Source organism: Sulfolobus tengchongensis (assembly GCF_036967215.1).
In the GTDB taxonomy this organism is placed as follows: domain Archaea; phylum Thermoproteota; class Thermoprotei_A; order Sulfolobales; family Sulfolobaceae; genus Saccharolobus; species Saccharolobus tengchongensis_A.
In genome coordinates this window covers 903321-921141 of the sequence record NZ_CP146016.1, presented here as the reverse complement: position 1 = coordinate 921141, position 17821 = coordinate 903321, and the positions used below count along the sequence as shown (strand labels likewise).

17 protein-coding genes are annotated in these 17821 nt (G+C 33.1%); 12 read left to right on the top strand and 5 right to left on the bottom strand.

Going from position 1 to position 17821, the window contains the following annotated elements; genetic code table 11:
- The first annotated feature begins 12 nt into the window (after positions 1-12).
- The 4 genes from V6M85_RS04130 to sucD all read left to right on the top strand — a co-directional run bounded on the left by V6M85_RS04130 (position 13) and on the right by sucD (position 3599).
- Positions 13-972 (top strand): UDP-N-acetylglucosamine--N-acetylmuramyl-(pentapeptide) pyrophosphoryl-undecaprenol N-acetylglucosamine transferase, encoded by a 960-nt coding sequence (locus tag V6M85_RS04130; RefSeq protein ID WP_338603340.1) that lies wholly within the window; start codon positions 13-15, stop codon positions 970-972.
- On the top strand, positions 972-1652 hold the full coding sequence (locus V6M85_RS04125) for an endonuclease III domain-containing protein (RefSeq protein WP_338603338.1): 681 nt from the start codon (positions 972-974) through the stop codon (positions 1650-1652). Before V6M85_RS04130 ends, V6M85_RS04125 begins: the two co-directional genes overlap by 1 nt.
- Before the next feature lie 85 nt (positions 1653-1737).
- Positions 1738-2751, top strand: a complete 1014-nt coding sequence (locus V6M85_RS04120) for a succinate--CoA ligase subunit beta (protein WP_338603336.1) — start codon at positions 1738-1740, stop codon at positions 2749-2751.
- Positions 2748-3599 carry a succinate--CoA ligase subunit alpha gene (gene sucD / locus V6M85_RS04115; protein WP_338604585.1) on the top strand — a complete coding sequence of 284 codons (852 nt, stop codon included), beginning with the start codon at positions 2748-2750 and terminating at the stop codon, positions 3597-3599. Before V6M85_RS04120 ends, sucD begins: the two co-directional genes overlap by 4 nt.
- On the opposite strand, the gene V6M85_RS04110 is transcribed toward sucD, so the two are convergent.
- Entirely contained in the window at positions 3585-4625 is a 1041-nt protein-coding gene (locus tag V6M85_RS04110) for a hypothetical protein (RefSeq protein WP_338603333.1), read from the bottom strand. The two genes, sucD and V6M85_RS04110, sit on opposite strands and share 15 nt — an antisense overlap.
- A 443-nt stretch (positions 4626-5068) precedes the next feature.
- Between V6M85_RS04110 and V6M85_RS04105 the strand changes: the two genes are divergently transcribed.
- The gene (locus V6M85_RS04105) at positions 5069-6061 is read left to right on the top strand and encodes an ATP-binding protein (protein ID WP_338603330.1); all 993 of its coding nucleotides are present in this window, start codon (positions 5069-5071) and stop codon (positions 6059-6061) included.
- Positions 6062-6847: 786 nt separating this feature from the next.
- Here V6M85_RS04105 and V6M85_RS04100 read toward each other — a convergent pair.
- Together V6M85_RS04100 and V6M85_RS04095 are read right to left on the bottom strand one after the other, a co-directional pair.
- Entirely contained in the window at positions 6848-7048 is a 201-nt protein-coding gene (locus tag V6M85_RS04100) for a hypothetical protein (RefSeq protein ID WP_338603327.1), read from the bottom strand.
- 77 nt (positions 7049-7125) lie between these two features.
- Positions 7126-7650 (bottom strand): hypothetical protein, encoded by a 525-nt coding sequence (locus V6M85_RS04095; protein ID WP_338603324.1) that lies wholly within the window; start codon positions 7648-7650, stop codon positions 7126-7128.
- A 182-nt stretch (positions 7651-7832) separates the two neighbouring features.
- Here V6M85_RS04095 and V6M85_RS04090 point away from each other — a divergent pair, with 182 nt between their 5' ends.
- Positions 7833-8555, top strand: a complete 723-nt coding sequence (locus tag V6M85_RS04090; RefSeq protein WP_338603322.1) for a sulfocyanin — start codon at positions 7833-7835, stop codon at positions 8553-8555.
- Positions 8556-9032: 477 nt separating this feature from the next.
- A complete protein-coding gene (locus V6M85_RS04085) occupies positions 9033-9809 on the top strand; it encodes a hypothetical protein (protein WP_338603320.1) in 777 nt (258 codons plus the stop codon).
- 1087 nt (positions 9810-10896) lie between these two features.
- Here the strand turns inward: V6M85_RS04085 and V6M85_RS04080 are convergent.
- Complete coding sequence (locus V6M85_RS04080) at positions 10897-11790, bottom strand: site-specific DNA-methyltransferase (RefSeq protein ID WP_338603318.1); 894 nt, start codon at positions 11788-11790, stop codon at positions 10897-10899.
- Between the two features lie 5 nt (positions 11791-11795).
- Positions 11796-12041, bottom strand: coding sequence for a hypothetical protein (locus V6M85_RS04075; RefSeq protein ID WP_338603315.1), 246 nt, complete (start codon positions 12039-12041; stop codon positions 11796-11798).
- A 157-nt stretch (positions 12042-12198) separates the two neighbouring features.
- Between V6M85_RS04075 and V6M85_RS04070 the strand changes: the two genes are divergently transcribed.
- The 5 genes from V6M85_RS04070 to V6M85_RS04050 all read left to right on the top strand — a co-directional run bounded on the left by V6M85_RS04070 (position 12199) and on the right by V6M85_RS04050 (position 17531).
- Complete coding sequence (locus tag V6M85_RS04070; protein WP_338603312.1) at positions 12199-13182, top strand: hypothetical protein; 984 nt, start codon at positions 12199-12201, stop codon at positions 13180-13182.
- Positions 13183-13904: 722 nt separating this feature from the next.
- Positions 13905-14888 carry an iron-containing alcohol dehydrogenase gene (locus V6M85_RS04065; protein ID WP_338603309.1) on the top strand — a complete coding sequence of 328 codons (984 nt, stop codon included), beginning with the start codon at positions 13905-13907 and terminating at the stop codon, positions 14886-14888.
- Positions 14889-15326: a hypothetical protein gene (locus V6M85_RS04060; protein WP_338603306.1), complete on the top strand. Its 438-nt coding sequence runs from the start codon at positions 14889-14891 to the stop codon at positions 15324-15326. It begins immediately after the preceding gene.
- 307 nt (positions 15327-15633) lie between these two features.
- Positions 15634-16140, top strand: a complete 507-nt coding sequence (locus V6M85_RS04055) for a ParA family protein (RefSeq protein ID WP_422398116.1) — start codon at positions 15634-15636, stop codon at positions 16138-16140.
- 476 nt (positions 16141-16616) lie between these two features.
- Positions 16617-17531, top strand: coding sequence for an alpha/beta hydrolase (locus tag V6M85_RS04050; protein WP_338603304.1), 915 nt, complete (start codon positions 16617-16619; stop codon positions 17529-17531).
- Positions 17532-17821: the final 290 nt, after the last annotated feature.

Sequence of the window (17821 nt, the reverse complement as noted above, 5' to 3'; positions counted from 1 at the left end):
TACAAATTTAATGTGGCAAGGATTCTAATAATAGCTAGCGGAGGAGGGCATACAGGGTTTGCTAGGGCCATAGCCCAGTATATGCCAGAGAAGGTAGACTTCGTAATACCAAGAAGCGACCTCTATAGTAAGCAAATGATTTCTCAGTACGCGAATAAGATTTACGAAGTACCTAAAGGTAGGGAACCAAATGAGAGTAATCTCGTGTTAATCAAAAGGCTTTTCTCCATAATTTGGGAGAGTATAAAAATAAATAAATATGATATAATAGTAGCAACTGGTAGCAATCACTCAATCTTTCCCTCTTTTTTTCAATTTTTAAAAGGTGGGAAAGTTTATGGAATTGAAAGTCAGGATAGGTTAGTTACCAGAGGAAAAGCAATAAGTATAATATCTAATTACGCTAAAGGGATTTTCCTTCATTGGAAGGAACAAAAGAGGTTGTATGAAAATAAAGGAATTGTAGTTGGTCCCATAGTTGAAAAACCAAAGTACGAAGCTAAGGACGAAGGGTACATATTAGTTACAACCGGAAGTATGGGCTTTAAAAGGCTATTTGATAGAATTGTGAAATATAGAAATAAGACAAAGATAGTTTTACAAACTGGCAAAGTGAATCATAGAGTTTATCAAAATAACGATAACATTATTGCGTTCGACTTCGATCCAAATTTGGAAAAATGGATAGCAAACGCGTCATTGGTGATAACTCATCAAGGCAAAACAGCAATGGAGTCTGTAGTTATGTATAAGAAACCAACAATAATTGTTTATAACAGAGATTGGATTAGCGCTACCTCTTTGGAGGATGCCAAGGAATACGCAAGAATTTTAGGCGCTACCTTTTTAGATGATCCAATTACGTGGAAAGACGATAATACTCTGTGGGATGCAATAGAGAACATTAAGGAACCTAACTCCTTTAATATAGGCACTCCAAACTTAGTTAAATACTTGCTAAGTGAGTCGTGATGGTTCGTGACATATTTTATAATATGTTGAAAATATTTGATGAAAATAGGGAAATATTAGAGGAAAAGGGATGGATTGTCTCTTCTGCGACCTCGTACGAATGGTGGGGAGGACTAAAAAGTGCAGAAGAAATAATAATATCTGCTATACTTGTCCAAATGTCTAGATGGGAAACTGTAAAAAGTAAAATAGAAGTCATGAGAGAAAAAGGTTTAACCAACTTTGAAAAGTTGTACCAAGTTAGAAATGAGGAATTGTATGAAATATTAAGCGGGATCAACTTTTATAGGACTAAGGTCAAGAGGTTAAAGACAATATCCCATATCATCCTAAGTTTAGGTGATATTGAAAAGTTTTACGATAGAGATCTGTTACTTAAGATTGACGGGATAGGTGAGGAAACTGCGGATTCAATTTTACTTTTCGCTGGGCATAAACCATTCTTTCCACCTTCAGAATATGGCAGGAGAATTCTATCTAGAGTCTTAAACGTTGAAATCGAGAGAAAAAATAAGGTTAAGGAATTAGTGGAGAAAAACGTTGAGAAAGATACGTTTAATTATAAATTACTTCATGCAGGTATGGTAACTGTAGGTAGAGCGTTCTGTTTTAAGCAACCGAAATGCGATGACTGTATCCTTAAGGGAATTTGCAATTATCACGTTAGTGAAAAGGGGTAAATATAAAATAAACTTATTTAAATACTTTTACTAAATTTAAGCAATGCATAGTAATGTTTAAATTTTTACATGAGAACTATGTGGTATGAAGTTATACGAATACGAGGGAAAGAGCCTTTTTAGGCGAGTAGGAATACCAGTACCCAATGGAGTTGTAACGTCAGAACCTATAAAATGGGAAGGTAAGGCAGTTGTCAAATCTCAGCTATTAGAAGGTGCTAGAGGTAAAAGAGGATTAGTCAGAGTAACTGAGGACGTTTATAATACCATCCTAGAATTGAAAAAAATGGGAATAGAGAAGTTCCTAGTGGAAGAATTCGTACCTCATGAAAAGGAGTTTTACATCTCAGTTTTGTTGGATAGGGAAACTGCAGAACCAATGTTGGTGCTTTCTAGAGAAGGAGGAATTGATGTAGAACAAGCTAAGGACGTTAAGAGAATGATAATACCACTGGAAAGAGGGGTAAGAAGTTATGATATCATAGAAGCTGAAAAATATTTAGGAGTTAAGGGATTAGCCCCAATAATCCAAGGTTTATATAAACTATTTGTAGATTATGATGCTGAGTTGGTAGAAATCAATCCATTAGCGTATACCAATGATGGTAGATTATTAGCTCTAGATTCTAAGGTTATTTTAGAGGATAATGCATTATATAGGCATGAAGATTTATTAAAAGAGTTAGGAAGGCAGGAGGTTCGTGATAGTTATGTGGAATTAGAGGGAGATATAGGGATAATAGGTAATGGTGCAGGGTTGACAATGGCTACTATGGATCTAGTCAAATTAAATGGGGGAAATCCAGCTGATTTCCTAGATGTAGGGGGAGGTGCCAGTAGGGATCACGTTAGGGAAAGCGTTCTAAAAGTAGGTAGAAATCCCAGAGTTAAGAAGATAGTTGTTAACATTTATGGTGGTATAACCAGATGTGATGAAGTTGCGTTAGGTATAGTTGATGCGTTAAAGGAAATAAAGAAGCCGATTTTCGTTAGATTATTAGGTACAAATGAGGAATTAGGGAAGAAAATATTAAGGGAAAATGGAGTAAACGTATATGATGATGTATTAAAAATGATAGGTGATGCAGTACGCTCATAAATAAGAATACAAGGGTTATAGTTCAAGGGATAACTGGAAGGGAAGGAAGCTTTCACACTCAACAAATGCTTAAGTATGGTACTAAGATAGTCGCTGGTGTAACTCCAGGCAAGGGAGGAACTGAAGTTAATGGAGTTCCAGTTTATGATACCATGAAAGATGCAGTAAAGGAGCATGAGGCTGATGCTTCAATAATTTTCGTTCCAGCTAGATATGCAGTAGATGCGATATATGAAGCAGTGGATTCTGGGATTAAGCTAATTGTCACAATAACTGAGCACATTCCAGTTTTAGATATGGCTAGGGCAATAAAGTATGCTAGGGCAAGAGGTTCTAGAATAATTGGGCCTAATTGTCCAGGATTAATAGTCCCAGAGGAGAGTCTTGTGGGTATACTTCCTGCTAGGGCATTTAAGAAGGGTAATGTGGGAATTGTGTCTAGATCTGGAACATTAACATACGAGGTTTCAGAATTACTTAAAAATTCCGGAATGGGTCAATCGACAGTAATAGGAGTAGGAGGAGATCCAATAATAGGTACAAGTCTCTTAGAGATTGTGAGGATGTTTGATCAAGACCCAGAAACAGATAAGATTATTGTAATAGGTGAAATCGGAGGTACAATGGAAGAGAGAGTAGCAGAGGCGTATAAAAAAGGTGAGATAAAGAAGAAAGTTATAGCCTATATAGCTGGAATGACCGCACCTAGGGAGAAGAGAATGGGTCATGCTGGTGCTGTGGTTTATATGGGCATGGGAACGTTCGAAAGTAAGATTAAGGCATTCAAGGAAGCCGGTATACCAGTTGCTAATACTCCATACGATATTCCAAAGCTACTTCTTTCTTAACCTATAACTAACAAACCCTACTACCGTAACGATAATTATTGCAGAGACCACGTAAACTATAGGTAATCCACCAATCTCTGAACTTTTTATATTAACGCTTCCGTCTATATAGTTTGAATGTGAATTACCGAATACTATTGTTAAGTTCCCTGAATACGGTATGGAAATCATATAGTAATTTGTTCCTGGAATTATACTACCAATTATTGGGACAGATGAATTATAATAGTAAGCATAGCCAGTAGAAGTTAATACTATTAGATAAGTAGAACCGTTATATATGAATTTGGATACTCCAAATAAATCATTAAAAGTAGTTATTGGGATTAATAACGTTATGAACTTTGAGCCATAAACGTTCATACCAAAATGGCCTGTATAGTTCGAAAGGTTAATTTTAGCGTTTTGGGAGGCCACTATCAAGTATAAATTCACTGTATAGTTTTCATATATATATTTGAAAGAAACATTGTAAACGTTATATGATCCCATATAGAAGTTTAAATCGGCAGATGTTAAGCTTACGTCCGAACTATAAGTTACATTAGAAACTGGGTTAATATCTATACTGTAATATGACTTTAATGGTATCATATATTGCAAAGAAATATATGTATAGTTATTATAATCTACGAATTTCACTGCAGGTATTCCATTATATGTAGTAAACTCCTTTCCGGTTTCCAAAAATCCCTGTGGAGTACCTGCTGCAACTACATTTATCCAAACGCTTAATGGATATGGATAAGCTCCACTCACATTCTCTATTGTAACATTATTTGTACTTATTGCAGGGTATATTTTATTTATTGATTTTCCATTTATTACGAAAGCTGTTCCGTTCCAGGTTAAGTTCATACTTATGTTAAAGGTTAAATAGGTTCCTATTCTAGACGAGGTTTCATATATATTGTAACTAATCGTATTCCCTACGTTAAGGAAACTGAGCTCATTAGCAGACTTAGCGGTTTGAACAAAAATTATACTGGTCAAGAGTAGAAATAGAATTATAAGATATCCTTTCATCTCTTCAAGTACTCTGTCTTCTTAATATTTATTATTATTCATATGTTAAGCATCTCAACAGTTGAATTAAACATTGAATGATCAAGCAGTTGAAAATTTCCATAATACTGTCGGATAGTTGAAAATTTTGAATTATTACATTCTTTTTCCAAAGATCTAAGATAGATCTAGTCTTAGTTATACTTAAAATTTCTATAAAAATAATCCATAATCTTTATGTTTGCTCTAATCATTTTCAATTTTTCTCTTATAAGAAACATATCCCATAGCTAACAAACTTTTGATAAAACCGGAATTAGAACTTAATTGATACTTATATTAAAGGAAGTAACAGTGACCTAGAGTGAATTTGGGGATTAACCAAACTATATTGCTATATTAGTTACTAATATGGCATACCTAAGGTTGTAAAACTTATATATATTGCTATATTAGTTACTAATATGGCATGTGATGTCTTTGATCCTTATCCTAAGAATTCTAGGGAATCATTTTATGATAGGGAAGATACTTTGAATGAGGTAAAGAAGCTTATCCAAGGAAAATTTTGGCCTTTAATAATAGGTCCAAAAAGAGTCGGAAAGACTTCAATAGTTAAAATAGTTGTTAATGAACTTAACGGAGTTTATATCGATGCTTCTGGAATCACATCATTAAAACAATTGGCTAGTAGCCTTTACAACGAAATAAAATTTAGATTTCAGATAGACCTAAAGGTTTTAAAAGTAGATATCGACAAGAAACCAACTTTTTCACTCCAAAATATCCTTACAAAGTTAGGTGATGTTGTTATTGGTATTGATGAGGTTCAAAATATTACGACGCCTTGGTTTATCTCAGTTTTATCAACAGCTTATAATACTTCTGATGTTAAGTTCATCTTTACTGGTTCAATGATTGGTTTATCTAAAGTGTTGGTTGGTGAAAGTAAAGGGAAAAAATTCTCTAATCAATTTAAGGGTAGACCTATTGTCGAAAAAGAAATTTCACCTTTTTCTTATGAAGAGAGCGTGTCTTTTTTAGCTTATGGAAAAGAGAGGTGCAGTATTAATATGACTGAAGAAGAGATTAAAGATTCAGCAGAGACTTATCAAGGAATCGTAGGATGGCTAACGTATTACGGTAATTTAAGAAGTCTAGGCTACGATCATAAAAAAGCAAAAGAAGAAGTGGATAATATTGCTTCTAGGATAATTTTAGATGAATACGCCAGATTAGGTGAGATAGAAAAAGTAATAGTAAAAGCTCTCGGTTTGTTGAAAAGCTCTAACTGGAATAATTTGAAAAAGGTTTGCGAGGGTTTATTAGGTAAAAAGATAAGTGATTGGAACTTTGATCATTCCTTAAAACAGTTAATAAAAGCTAGAATAATATATAAAAAAGATGGAAAATATTTCTTAATTGATCCTATGTATAAAGTCCTCATCAGAGATTAATGAACAGATGAATGGGGATTTAAAAATGAATTGAAGCTCCTTACCTGAGTAATTTATGAGATCGTTGTAATTTATTTGAAATCAGATTAACTTTTAAAAATTGTAGTTTATCCTTATAAGTTAAAGAAGATATAATTGATCATAAAGATCAGTATGGGATTTATCACAGTTTACAAAAATGCGGGCAGAAAGCCTCTCCGAGGCAGTGAGAAGTCAGTAAACTATAACATTGGATCAATTCATAATAAAATAAAGCTACGAACAACAGAGAGGTTCTTCTGTGGGTTTTTAAATTCCTCCGCGTTTTAAAGAGGTGAAGCTTTCTAGTCACACTTCTAGTGAATGATTATTATAAATAAAAACAGATACATGAACGACATAGAAAGAGCGATACATTTCTAACTTATAACAAAAAACCTCACTCTAACATATTTTATAATGTGGTAAAGAAAGCTATTGCATTGAGTGAGGATGGTTATTACATTGTATTTATTTTGCCAGAGAACAAAATAGGCTATCGGAGGACACGAATTCACGAGATGTATTACATTTCATTTATTACCATAGTAATAATTTCCATCATGTATGCTCTTTTGAAGGATATCTATATATTAATTTTACTTCTCTTCCCTATATTAGGCTACTTTGTTCTTTTGATAAGTGCATTTAAACTTTACACGCCTCAAACCTATGAAAAAATAATTCAATTCGAGATTAAGAGTAACGTTATCAAGATACATACTTCTAGCAAAACGTTCATAATTCGCAAAGGTAGGCTCTTTGGAATCAATGACTTGACTTAGGTTTTATTGTTATGGTACCGCTATCCTCATCTACTTGTAGCATATATTTTGTACCGAACTTCTCTACCATGGACTTTGGCAAATATAGATTCAATGGCAGTGTGTAATATTCATATTCGTATGTTTTTCCTCTGACATTCTTTTTCCCAACTAATCTTTTAGCCTCTACTTCTCTTTCTTTCATAAGATAATGTGCATACTCTCTCTTTTTAAAACTTTTCCACAATGCATTTAACAAATTTTTATCATTCACAAGATTTCTTAGCTAAATTTAAACCTATTAAGTAGTTTATTAAATATAATTTCATTAATAAATAAAAAAGGATTAACAATATATAACCTACTATTAACAGTAAAGTCAAAATCAAAAGCTAAAACATAATGGTAGAGCGAACCATATAAATAAAAAAGCCCGTCGTATCTGCAGTCATTTAAAGCACATATGGGTCCTCTTTGATGTTTAATCTTGCAACCATTAACCACAGTTATAATATTTTGTGAAAAAGTATCAATTACTGACTCTATATGTATATTTCCGCTATTGACGTAAATAATAATATTTGATGAATTATTTCTTAACTCAGTATAATCTATTTTTAACTCCTCCTCTACTCTCCTCAAGGCGCTTATAAACTCCTTATAGTCGAGATCTATCAACAGGTTATTATTGTATGAATAAACGTAAAATATGTCATCGAACCAAGGAGAAAAATGGTATCCGCTCACCGAAAAAGCCTCCTCTTTACCATTAAAGAACACTTTATTATCCTTTATCTGCAGATCCACAAGAATAATATTTATACAAAACTTACAATAAAAGTTATCGGAAAGAGTTAATGAAAAGTAGAATATATTTAAATATTGTAATTTATTATATATAAATGTTCGTAATATATTCTAATTTCCCTAATAGGATTAGATAAGATATTTGGGAAAAGATTTAAATATGCACAAAAGACCTTCGATGTATGAACACATCGGTAATTATAGCTATTGTAGTTATTGTAATAGTAATAGTAGGTGTAGTAGGATATCTTATTGCGTCTCATCACTTAGGGCCAACGTCAACTACAACATCACAATTAACAAGCATGACAACTTCTTCATCTACGACAAGTACTTCTATGTCGTCTTCTACTACTTCCAGTACTTCAACTTCTTCCACTACTACATCTACAGTAGCATTACCTGCTGGTGCAACTCAATTACCCTATAATCCTAATAATAAGACTGTCTTCATATACCTAGTAGTTACTGCGACTGGTCCCTCCTTTAATTATAATGGTACTGCATATGGGCAGATGAAGATTTACATTCCAGCTGGATGGAATGTAATGATAATATTGACTAATGATCAACCAATACCCCATAATGCTAACATAGTGCTTAATGATACCCCAACTCCCAATAATGCAAACATATCCAAAGATGGTAAGATTTTACTTTACGTTGGAGATAATCCATCTGATTTTACGATTAATGGTGTTCCAAGCGGGCAGACTGCCATAGGAATTTTAGATAACATATCAGCAGGATATTATTGGATTGCTTGTGGAATATACAGTCATGCAGAAAGTGGTATGTGGATAGATTTGATAGTATCAAACTCTGTCTCAGTTCCATATTCTATAATTTCGTCATCTTCTTCTACCACTACAACGACTACCTCGGCTCCTCCGGGTTGGGGTTAAGTTTAATTTTTCTTTTAACTCAATTTTATAATTTTAGTAGGTAATATTTTATTATATAGATTAAGAATTTTATCTTCTCGTAATTCATAATGCTATTTCCAATCAACTATTAACCTTTACCTAATCTGTTTTTAGTAGTTTCTAATATATTATGAGATTTTGTATACTTTAAATTAGGATAATTAAGATTAAATACTATTGAGCAAAAAGGCAGAATCTTAAATAGATAATCTTTATAAAGTTCTATGCGTTTTCAACTCAATAAGATTATTTAGCTAATGAGAGAGATAGCGATCTTTATGACTTCATGAACTTAAGAATTAAGAATAAGTTATAAAGAAAGGATGTCAAATTTAGTGAGACCTTAATTCGTATGAATCAGTTCATCGTTATTAAATTTATTTGGCATTATTTAAAAATCATCAACATCTAAGCGTTAAAGTAAAATTTTTAGTCATATTTTCTTAAATTATTAATGTGATTAAAAGGCTTATTATATCCCCTATACTTCTAGTATTATCTTTAATTGCCTATTATTACAGTAGGAGTGATATACTGTTATGGTCAACCGCATCTACGCTGTTTTTTTGGTCTTTCGTAGCCTTAATAATTCCCTCTTCTTTTTATAAGTATATAAAAAATGGAATAATGAGGTATAAGAAAAAGAGGTCATTATGGATCTCATTAGCCCTATATATGTCATATCATGTCATACTGTATTCTTTCTTCTTCTACTTGTTATTACCGGGATCCATAAGATCGTTAAGCTTCTCATTTAGCGTAAATGCAGGCATAGGGTATTCAGTGCCTCCACCCCTTCCCTATTTCTTGCAATGGGTTTCTGACAGTCCAGCGATCTGGTTTTTTATAGGTCCTTATGAAGGGGACGTAATACCCTTTTCCACTTTTATGGGAGTAATTTTAGCCATATTAATAGGACTAAATGTAGCACAAATAAGTGAGTTATGGGGAATTTCCAGTAAGGTAAATAAGTCAATAGTAATGATACCTTCATTGGGAGTGATATCTGGTTCATCGTGTTGTGTATTCTTACCGAGTATAGTAATGTATTCCATAGCTTTATCTATTACTTCAATCACAGCCACTATTCTCTCTATTCTGTCCTCTTTTACGTACTTTGTAATAGTATATTATGTTTTACCAATAATTTCTGCTATAGTTCTATTTCATAATCTCACACTCTTGGATAAATTAGTTATCAAAATATCAAGAGAACATATAAAACGGGTGTAATTTGATGAGCAGATTAATACTGGATTTTTCACTATTCTCACCTAAGTGAATAATGCAATTTAGCCTTATATTGATAATTAAAATTTTACAAAATTATGTTAGTTAATTTTTTAATCAATTAAGTTAATATATGAATGGAAGACTATAGATGAGTAATTCATGGCTCAGTTGCAAATTGTAATAATCTCATTCAATTATAATAATATTATGAAGAATTAAATGAAATAATATATTAGAAATGAGAAGAATACCTTTCACTGTAATAAAAATAGAAAAGAGAGAAAAATTTCTTAAACCCCTAAACCAAAAACCAATAGCCCACAAAATTTGAAATAGCCTACGAGGAGAATGAAAACGACCAAACAAACGTCTTGGGTCTTTCAGGTTTCCTTTGCGAGTTGTAATTAACCAGCCTGAGCGGGACGACCAAAATCCATCTATCATTTTCAGTATTGTGAATCGAGGTCTCCTCTCGTTCTCATTCTTACCTCAAGAAATTCAGCATCTCCTATGCACTAATAATTTAGCTGAATCGTTTAACTCCCTAGTGGTAAGTATCATACGCCCTGGAAAACTGTTTCTGTCTTAGCGTAAAATTTATATAATTTTGCTCACAGTTTAAAAAATATAGTAGCCTTACCTCAGATGTGGATGGTTAATTCCCGAATGGGGTAAGGATAGTTACAAGATGTGGGGGTTTCCTTACCTTAAAAGGGTGAGTGGGGTTATCCCCCGAAAGGGATGGAGAAGGATGAGCATATGCGACTTCGGTGAAATCCAGGGGGTCGAGAGTTGAATACAAAATATATGAAATTCAATGAGACCCAAACCCCTCATAGGTTGCCTCAGATTGTCTGGGCTATTGCCTATAACTATACATTTTCAATAATTCTTTCCATGAATGGAATAATATCCATATATTTATTGTTATCTCTATGATTGAGGTGGTTTTATTCAATTAATTCTACATTGAATAAAAGAAAATGATGAGACTAGAATACAATTCGCAATGGAACCTGAATCGTCCCTTTAGCGTTTTCACTAATTTATTAATTAATGTTAGTACAACAAGAACAAGTTATTAGCTTTAACCTTGTTTTTTATTATTTAGTTTTCTGATTATTTCTTCCCTTAATTTTGTTCTTAGTGTCTTAGCATCTTCCCTTATTATGAACTCAACTCTATCACTATCAAAAAGAGATCCATATCCTACTTTAAGCCTTTCCTCGATTGCATCTTTTAGCTCAAGGTCTATTTCGTAACCAACACAATTCCTTCCAAGTCTCTTAGCGACCGCACAAGTTGTCCCAGTACCTAAAAAAGGATCAAGCACTATCTCCCCATAGTAACTATAAAGCCTTATTAACCGTTCAGCTAGCTCCTCTGGAAAAGCTGCAGTGTACTTACTCCACTTTTCGCTTGGTAATACATTTTTTATATCCCAAACTGATAAATACCACTTCTCTACCTGGAACTTGTTCGCATCAATTTTACTTTTTTCCTTAATCGACTGAGGAACCTTAGTCCTATCAAATTCACCTGGTTTCTTAAATATCACTATCTCCTCATATATATTGTCGGGATAATAGTACATTGGATAGGGGTGTTGAATTAAAACTCCACTCCTCCTACTAATCCTTATGTATCCCTCAGGTTTTCTCCAAATTATCTTATCTTGGTATTCAAATCCAATCTCGTAAACCATAATGTGGATTAAGTCTGAAACTATAGGGTAAAGCTTTCCGTTAATTCTTACATCTTCAGTAACGAAAATAGCTACTCTCCCTGGTGCCAAAACTCTCATTAACTCCTTACCCACTCGTTTAATTAATCCTAAATAATCATCATAACTAGTAAACATACCAGGGAAGTCAAAAGGAGCATTATAGTAAGGTGGAGAAGTTACAACTAAATTTACTGAGTTATCTTCTAGTTCTTTCATGTTATCTGAGGAACCAATTATTACCTTGATGTTAGCCACATTAATCACCTACTCTCAAGGAATTTCAAAACCTCTTCAACTTTCTTACGAACTTCTTCATCTACATCTAGTGTAGGATCCAGCAGTAATGAGTTAAGAAGTGATTTAACGTCATTCACTGTCACGTTATAGTCTTTGATGCTCTTTTCCATTCTACCCAAGAGAACGTTTAGTGAAATTTTACCGCTTATATAACTGATCACTGACCCTTTAATCCAGTTAAGAGCCCACTTTCTCTGATCAAATCCCATGTGGGATATCCGTTGTAGTATATCGGATAACCCCTAATAAATCTATTTACTTTTAAGCATTGTAATACACCAACCGGTCACTAAATAAGAAAGATTATGTGACGACCTATTTAGAAAAAATCTAAAAGTTTAAAATTTTTTAAGTTCTCTAATATTGATGAGTTCAATTAACTGGTTAAAGCAGTATCCGGTTGATTCTCTCCAAATATACTTTGCTTCATCGCTTGAACTTCAAGAGGAGTTGATTAATCACGGTTTTCAAGTTCCAAAGGATAAAAATGATAAAATAAAAATGCCAATTCCTTTAATATATTCTAATTTTCGTGGTTGGTTAAAAACTCCGAATCCTATAACGATTGAAAGGCTTATTCCACCAGAATGGCTCGATATGAAACCACAAGATTTAGAATGGGAAGAGGTAAGATTTAATAATAAGAGAGCATTCAAATTACCTCAAGAGGAAGTATATGTTAATGTTGGAGTATCGGGAGATGCAGTGATATTTGTCTTAGATGTGAAAAGCTATCACTTAGAGAGAGTTTCTATTAGGGGCGTTAACCCAGAAAAGTGGACTAATTGGGTTATGTTTTACATTGATTTATCATATTTAACCGATATAGTGAATGTGTTAGGAAACTTTATACCTAATCAAGTAAAAAATCAAGTTCAATCAGTAAAAGTGGAAAAAGAATTACAACAAGGGGAAAAAGAAGTTACTTATTATGCAGTTGTACCAGTTAAGGATTTCAGCTTTTGTCTAGGATGTTTTGACTTAGCATTGAAGTATTTAAAAATTAAAGCTGAAGAGCACAAAAAGTTGAATCTCTGTTCTAAGCCTTGCCCTGACCCTGACAAAGTTGTAAGTAGTTTAAAACTCAGAATTAAATACAATTCGCATGCCTTTGCTAAGGTTGGTATAGCAAAGATACAAGGTAAAAGACCCCAAATCATGATTAAGTTAGCGTCAGAAGGTCAGAAAACAATTTCTGGTATATTGAAGAGTGTAGTTGAAGGTAAACCCCGTGGTGAATTAGTTTATTGTGATCATGAGAATAAAAGCCAGTATATAACCTTGGATCTGATTTCCTTTTGGAGAGCATTAAATGCTATAAAGTCATATGTAAGTCTATTACCACCATAATATTAAGACTTACAGTAATTTTCAACAATACTTTGATTAACTTTATCCCATCTTTTTGTTAAAGCGTAAAGTAGAATAAGAGCAAATCACTAAATGTTTAATCATGTAGTCGTAAGTACTAATTAGAGTTCTCGATTAGGTAAAAGAAAAAAGTTAAAAATTAGCTTGGGGTAATTCAGGTCTCTATTGCAAATTGCATTTTATCTCACTCAATTATCATAATACAATGTAGAAATAAGTGAAAAAGTGTACTAGAAATGAGAAGAATACCTTTCACTGTAATAAAAATAGAAAAGAGAGAAAAATTTCTTAAACCCCTAAACCAAAAACCAATAGCCCACAAAATTTGAAATAGCCTACGAGGAGAATGAAAACGACCAAACAAACGCCTCTCTAGAAGAGAATTAAAACACTCAACCAAATTATTACTCCTCAACAAATTTCGCAAACGTTGAGGAAGGTGTAAAAAGTTGAGAACACCTTGCGAAACCAACTCCTCCTTAAACTCCGTATCAACAACCTTAGTTGTAATTAATTCATCCAACTCCTCATATAAGGCGTGGTTCTAAGTTACAAAGGTAAAGTGTACAAACTATGCAGTAGAGGACCTTTTGTGTAGCTTTTACTTAAAAAAAGAACAACGTTTATTATATTTGGAGCTTTAAGCTGAAAACATAGTAGACTTAAGTTTATTAATTTATCTAAGGGAGATATGAATAGTTATGTTTAAAGTTGAGTACCCTACTACACAAGTAATTTACGGTAATGATGCACTGGAGTGGTTAAATAATATTAAAGGAAAGAAAGTTGCAATAGTTACCACTAAAAGTTTACTTAAGAGCAAGATTGTTTTCCAAATATTAGGCATAGTTAACGCTGATGTTATAGAAGGACCAAAACAGCATACCCCAGAGGAAGATGTGAATAAATTGAGGGAGATGTTGAAAGGATACGATACAGTAATAGGTTTAGGTGGAGGAAGTATAATAGATGGAATAAAGCTATCATTTGACGGCTATTATATAGCAATACCTACTACTTTTTCTGGAGCAGAGCATACTAGGTCTGGCGGTTCCACTATTGACGGCGTTAAGAAAAGTAGATTGGGAAAGGAAGCTAATATTGTAATATTGGATCCAAGGGCTACCTTAGAAACCCCAAAATGGCTACTTATAGCTAGTGGAGTTAGAGCAATAGATCACTCAGTGGAAGCGTTGTACTCTAAGGATGCAACACCTTTTACTGATTCATTAGCTATAGAAGGCTATAAGAAATTAATCAAATGTCTAAAGGATCTTGATTCGATTGAAAATCGCGGGCTATGCCAAATAGGTGCCTGGCTGTCTTCTTTAACTATGAGATATGCAAAGATGGGTATTAGCCATAATTTCGGTTACGTCTTTGGTCCCAGATTTAACATACCCCATGGAGTTACTTCCTGCATCTCACTTCCCTCTGCGATTAAACTAAACTATGAAGTAGCTAAACATAAGTTAAAAGAGATAGAAAATGAAGGAGAACCATTATATGAATTCATAGATAAGTTCTTGAAAGAGATTGGAGCCAGAAGGAGATTATCAGAGTTTACTACTTTAGACGAGGCATTGAAATACGCAGAGGTCTTTTATCAACTCGTAAATAATAGTGGAAATCCAGTGAAAATTGATATAAATACTGCTAAGAAGTTCATAGAGGAGGTCTTCTAAGTGATAAAATGGATAGGATTTGGAGGAAATTGGGATAAATGCGAAGAGTGTTGGATGGCCTATGAAATCGGTATTCAACATGAAAATTCGCTAAATTGTTACAAATTGGGAATACCAATAGACGCTCTCAAGATTCCCTTAGATCAGTTTTTAGAAAAAGTTAAAGAGGTACCAGGTAAATATGGTATTTTTCAGTTCCCACTAAGCTTTTTAAGTAAAGGAATCATAATTTTTTACTTTAATAATAGAGAAGAAATGGAAAAGTTCGTGGGAAGTGTAAGAGAATATATTAAAGATGACATATCTATTAGAGAAAGGAAGTTCTACGACATATTTGTTAATGTGGAATGGATAGGAACTGTGAATTGGAGAAGAGGATGTCCGGAATATGACAAGAAATTTGGTGATTGGAGAAAATGGAAGTTTACCTCTCATTAATCCCTTGTTCAGTTTTAATCATGATAAGTTGTTCTAAATGATTAGGCAACATTTAATAAGAATATCGCATACTAAATTATCTAACACCGCTTAACATAAGGTATATAATTTTTAGTGAAAATAGTTATTCAATATAAGCAAAAGATCTTTTTCGTGACAATGAATCTTTATTAAGGGAATTGCTTACTTAAAATAGATATGTCTATTTCAATTTTTATTTTAAGCCTAAAGGGAGGAATAGGGAAAAAGTAGATTAGCATATGAGTTATCTAAACATGCATATGAGCGATTTAAGACGGTACTTCTTGTGGATAACGATTCACTCTCGACCTTATCCAGAATTTTAGGACATTATGGAGATGGAGTATTAGATGGTCTAGACTTTAAATCAAGTTTAAAGAATATGGAGGGGATCTTTCTACTTAAGTTACGTGATAAGATAAATTTATTCGAAAGATTTTATAGTATTTATAGATATAGAATTGAAGCTCTAAAATATTTAATTTCCAGAACTAAGAAATGGGATTATATCATAGTTGATAATTACGTTGGAATATTAGAAGATGATCCAATAATAAGAAGTATTTATGAAATCTCGCAATTAAGGATAGGAGTCTTCTTAACTGACAAATTGTCACTAGATTCTAGTATTGAATATTCCAATAATTGGAACCAGCTAGACTCTAAGTTCATAATATTAGTTAATGAAAATAGAGAGTTTGATTATGACACAAAAAGGATGTTATTCGATATAATATTAAACCTTGATATTAATGATTTTACCAGATATATTAGCGTAGCTGATGAAGAGTAATTTTATAATTAACGTAAGTTCTTATCGTTAGATTCGAATCCATAACTATTTATCATTTGAACTCGAATCTAAAACTCAAAAAAAGATCTATTTGCAAGGTCTAAAAATGACACCTAGTTAGAGATCAATCATTAATTGTAATGAAGCTAATGCACAATATTTTTAGTAGCTATGGAAAACTATTTCAACTGAGTCGTGAAATTTATATATCATGTTCATCTAGTATTGTCTTTCAAAATTTTCATTCTCGGCGTAGTAATAGCAACGTACTGAAAAATAAGATAATTTAAAGAATATATTATGAATCAAAATAAAAAGATTTTTAAGATGTAATGTGTAACGAATTTCTGAAAAACGTAAAGAAGGCTAGTGTTTCTTTTTCAATTTATCGTGTGTCACTTATCAGCAAAGAGAATATTAGATTTGATGGTTATTAAGAATGTAACGTATTTATACTAATTACGAGAATTTAATATATGCCACTCGATCCCGCGATTAAGAAATTGTTGGAATCTGGCTTCGTAATACCCATAGGTAAAGCCCCTGTAGAGGAAGTCAGAAGGATTTTTAGGCAATTAGCGTCATCTGCACCTAAGGAAGAAGTGGGAAATGTTGAAGATATAAAGATACCGGGTAGTGAAACCTCTATAAATGCGAGAGTTTATTTTCCTAAAATTAAGAGTCCTTATGGTATATTAGTATACTTTCATGGAGGGGGTTTTGTAATAGGTGATGTGGAATCATATGATCCTTTATGTAGGGCTATAACTAATGCGTGTAATTGTGTTGTTGTCTCTGTGGATTACAGATTAGCTCCAGAACATAAATTTCCTTCAGCGGTAATTGATTCTTTCGATGCAACTAAGTGGGTTTATGAGAACGCAGATAGATTTGAAGGTAAGATGGGTGTAGCAATTGGTGGTGATAGTGCTGGTGGTAATTTAACTGCAGTTGTAGCTCTTTTGTCTAAAGGCAAGTTAAATCTTAAATATCAGATTTTAATCTACCCCGCAGTAGGTGTAGATTATGTTTCAAGGTCAATGATAGAGTTTTCTGATGGATTCTTCTTAACTAGAGAACATATAGAGTGGTTTGGTTCACAATATTTAAGGAGTCCTGCAGATTTATTGGATTTTAGATTTTCGCCAATATTTTCTCAAGATCTGTCTGGATTACCACCAGCACTGATAATTACCGCGGAATACGATCCATTAAGAGATCAAGGAGAGGCATATGCAAATAAACTATTACAAGCTGGAGTCCAGGTGACTAGTGTGAGGTTTAATAACGTTATTCATGGTTTTGTGTCATTTTTCCCACTTATACAACAAGGAAAGAGTGCCATAGGCCTTATAGGAGCAGTGTTAAAAAATGCGTTTTATGGACAATAGTGCAAATAACAATGGAAAAGAATTATTCTAACCTCAATCATGTTTATCACTGAGTATGAGATTTGTGGAGACGTAGCGCACTCTATGGGACTTTCCGTAACTATTGACGTAGCCCTACAAGATGTATGATAAAATTGTTTTGTGGGGGGTTTTTCAAAACTTACATTACTTTTTCATATTCTCCTCAATAGTAAAAAGAACGTACAGAACAGATGGTTCACAAATACCCCATAAATCATGATAAATGTGAAAAATTATAATTATTTATGGTACCTTTAATGTTTATAAAG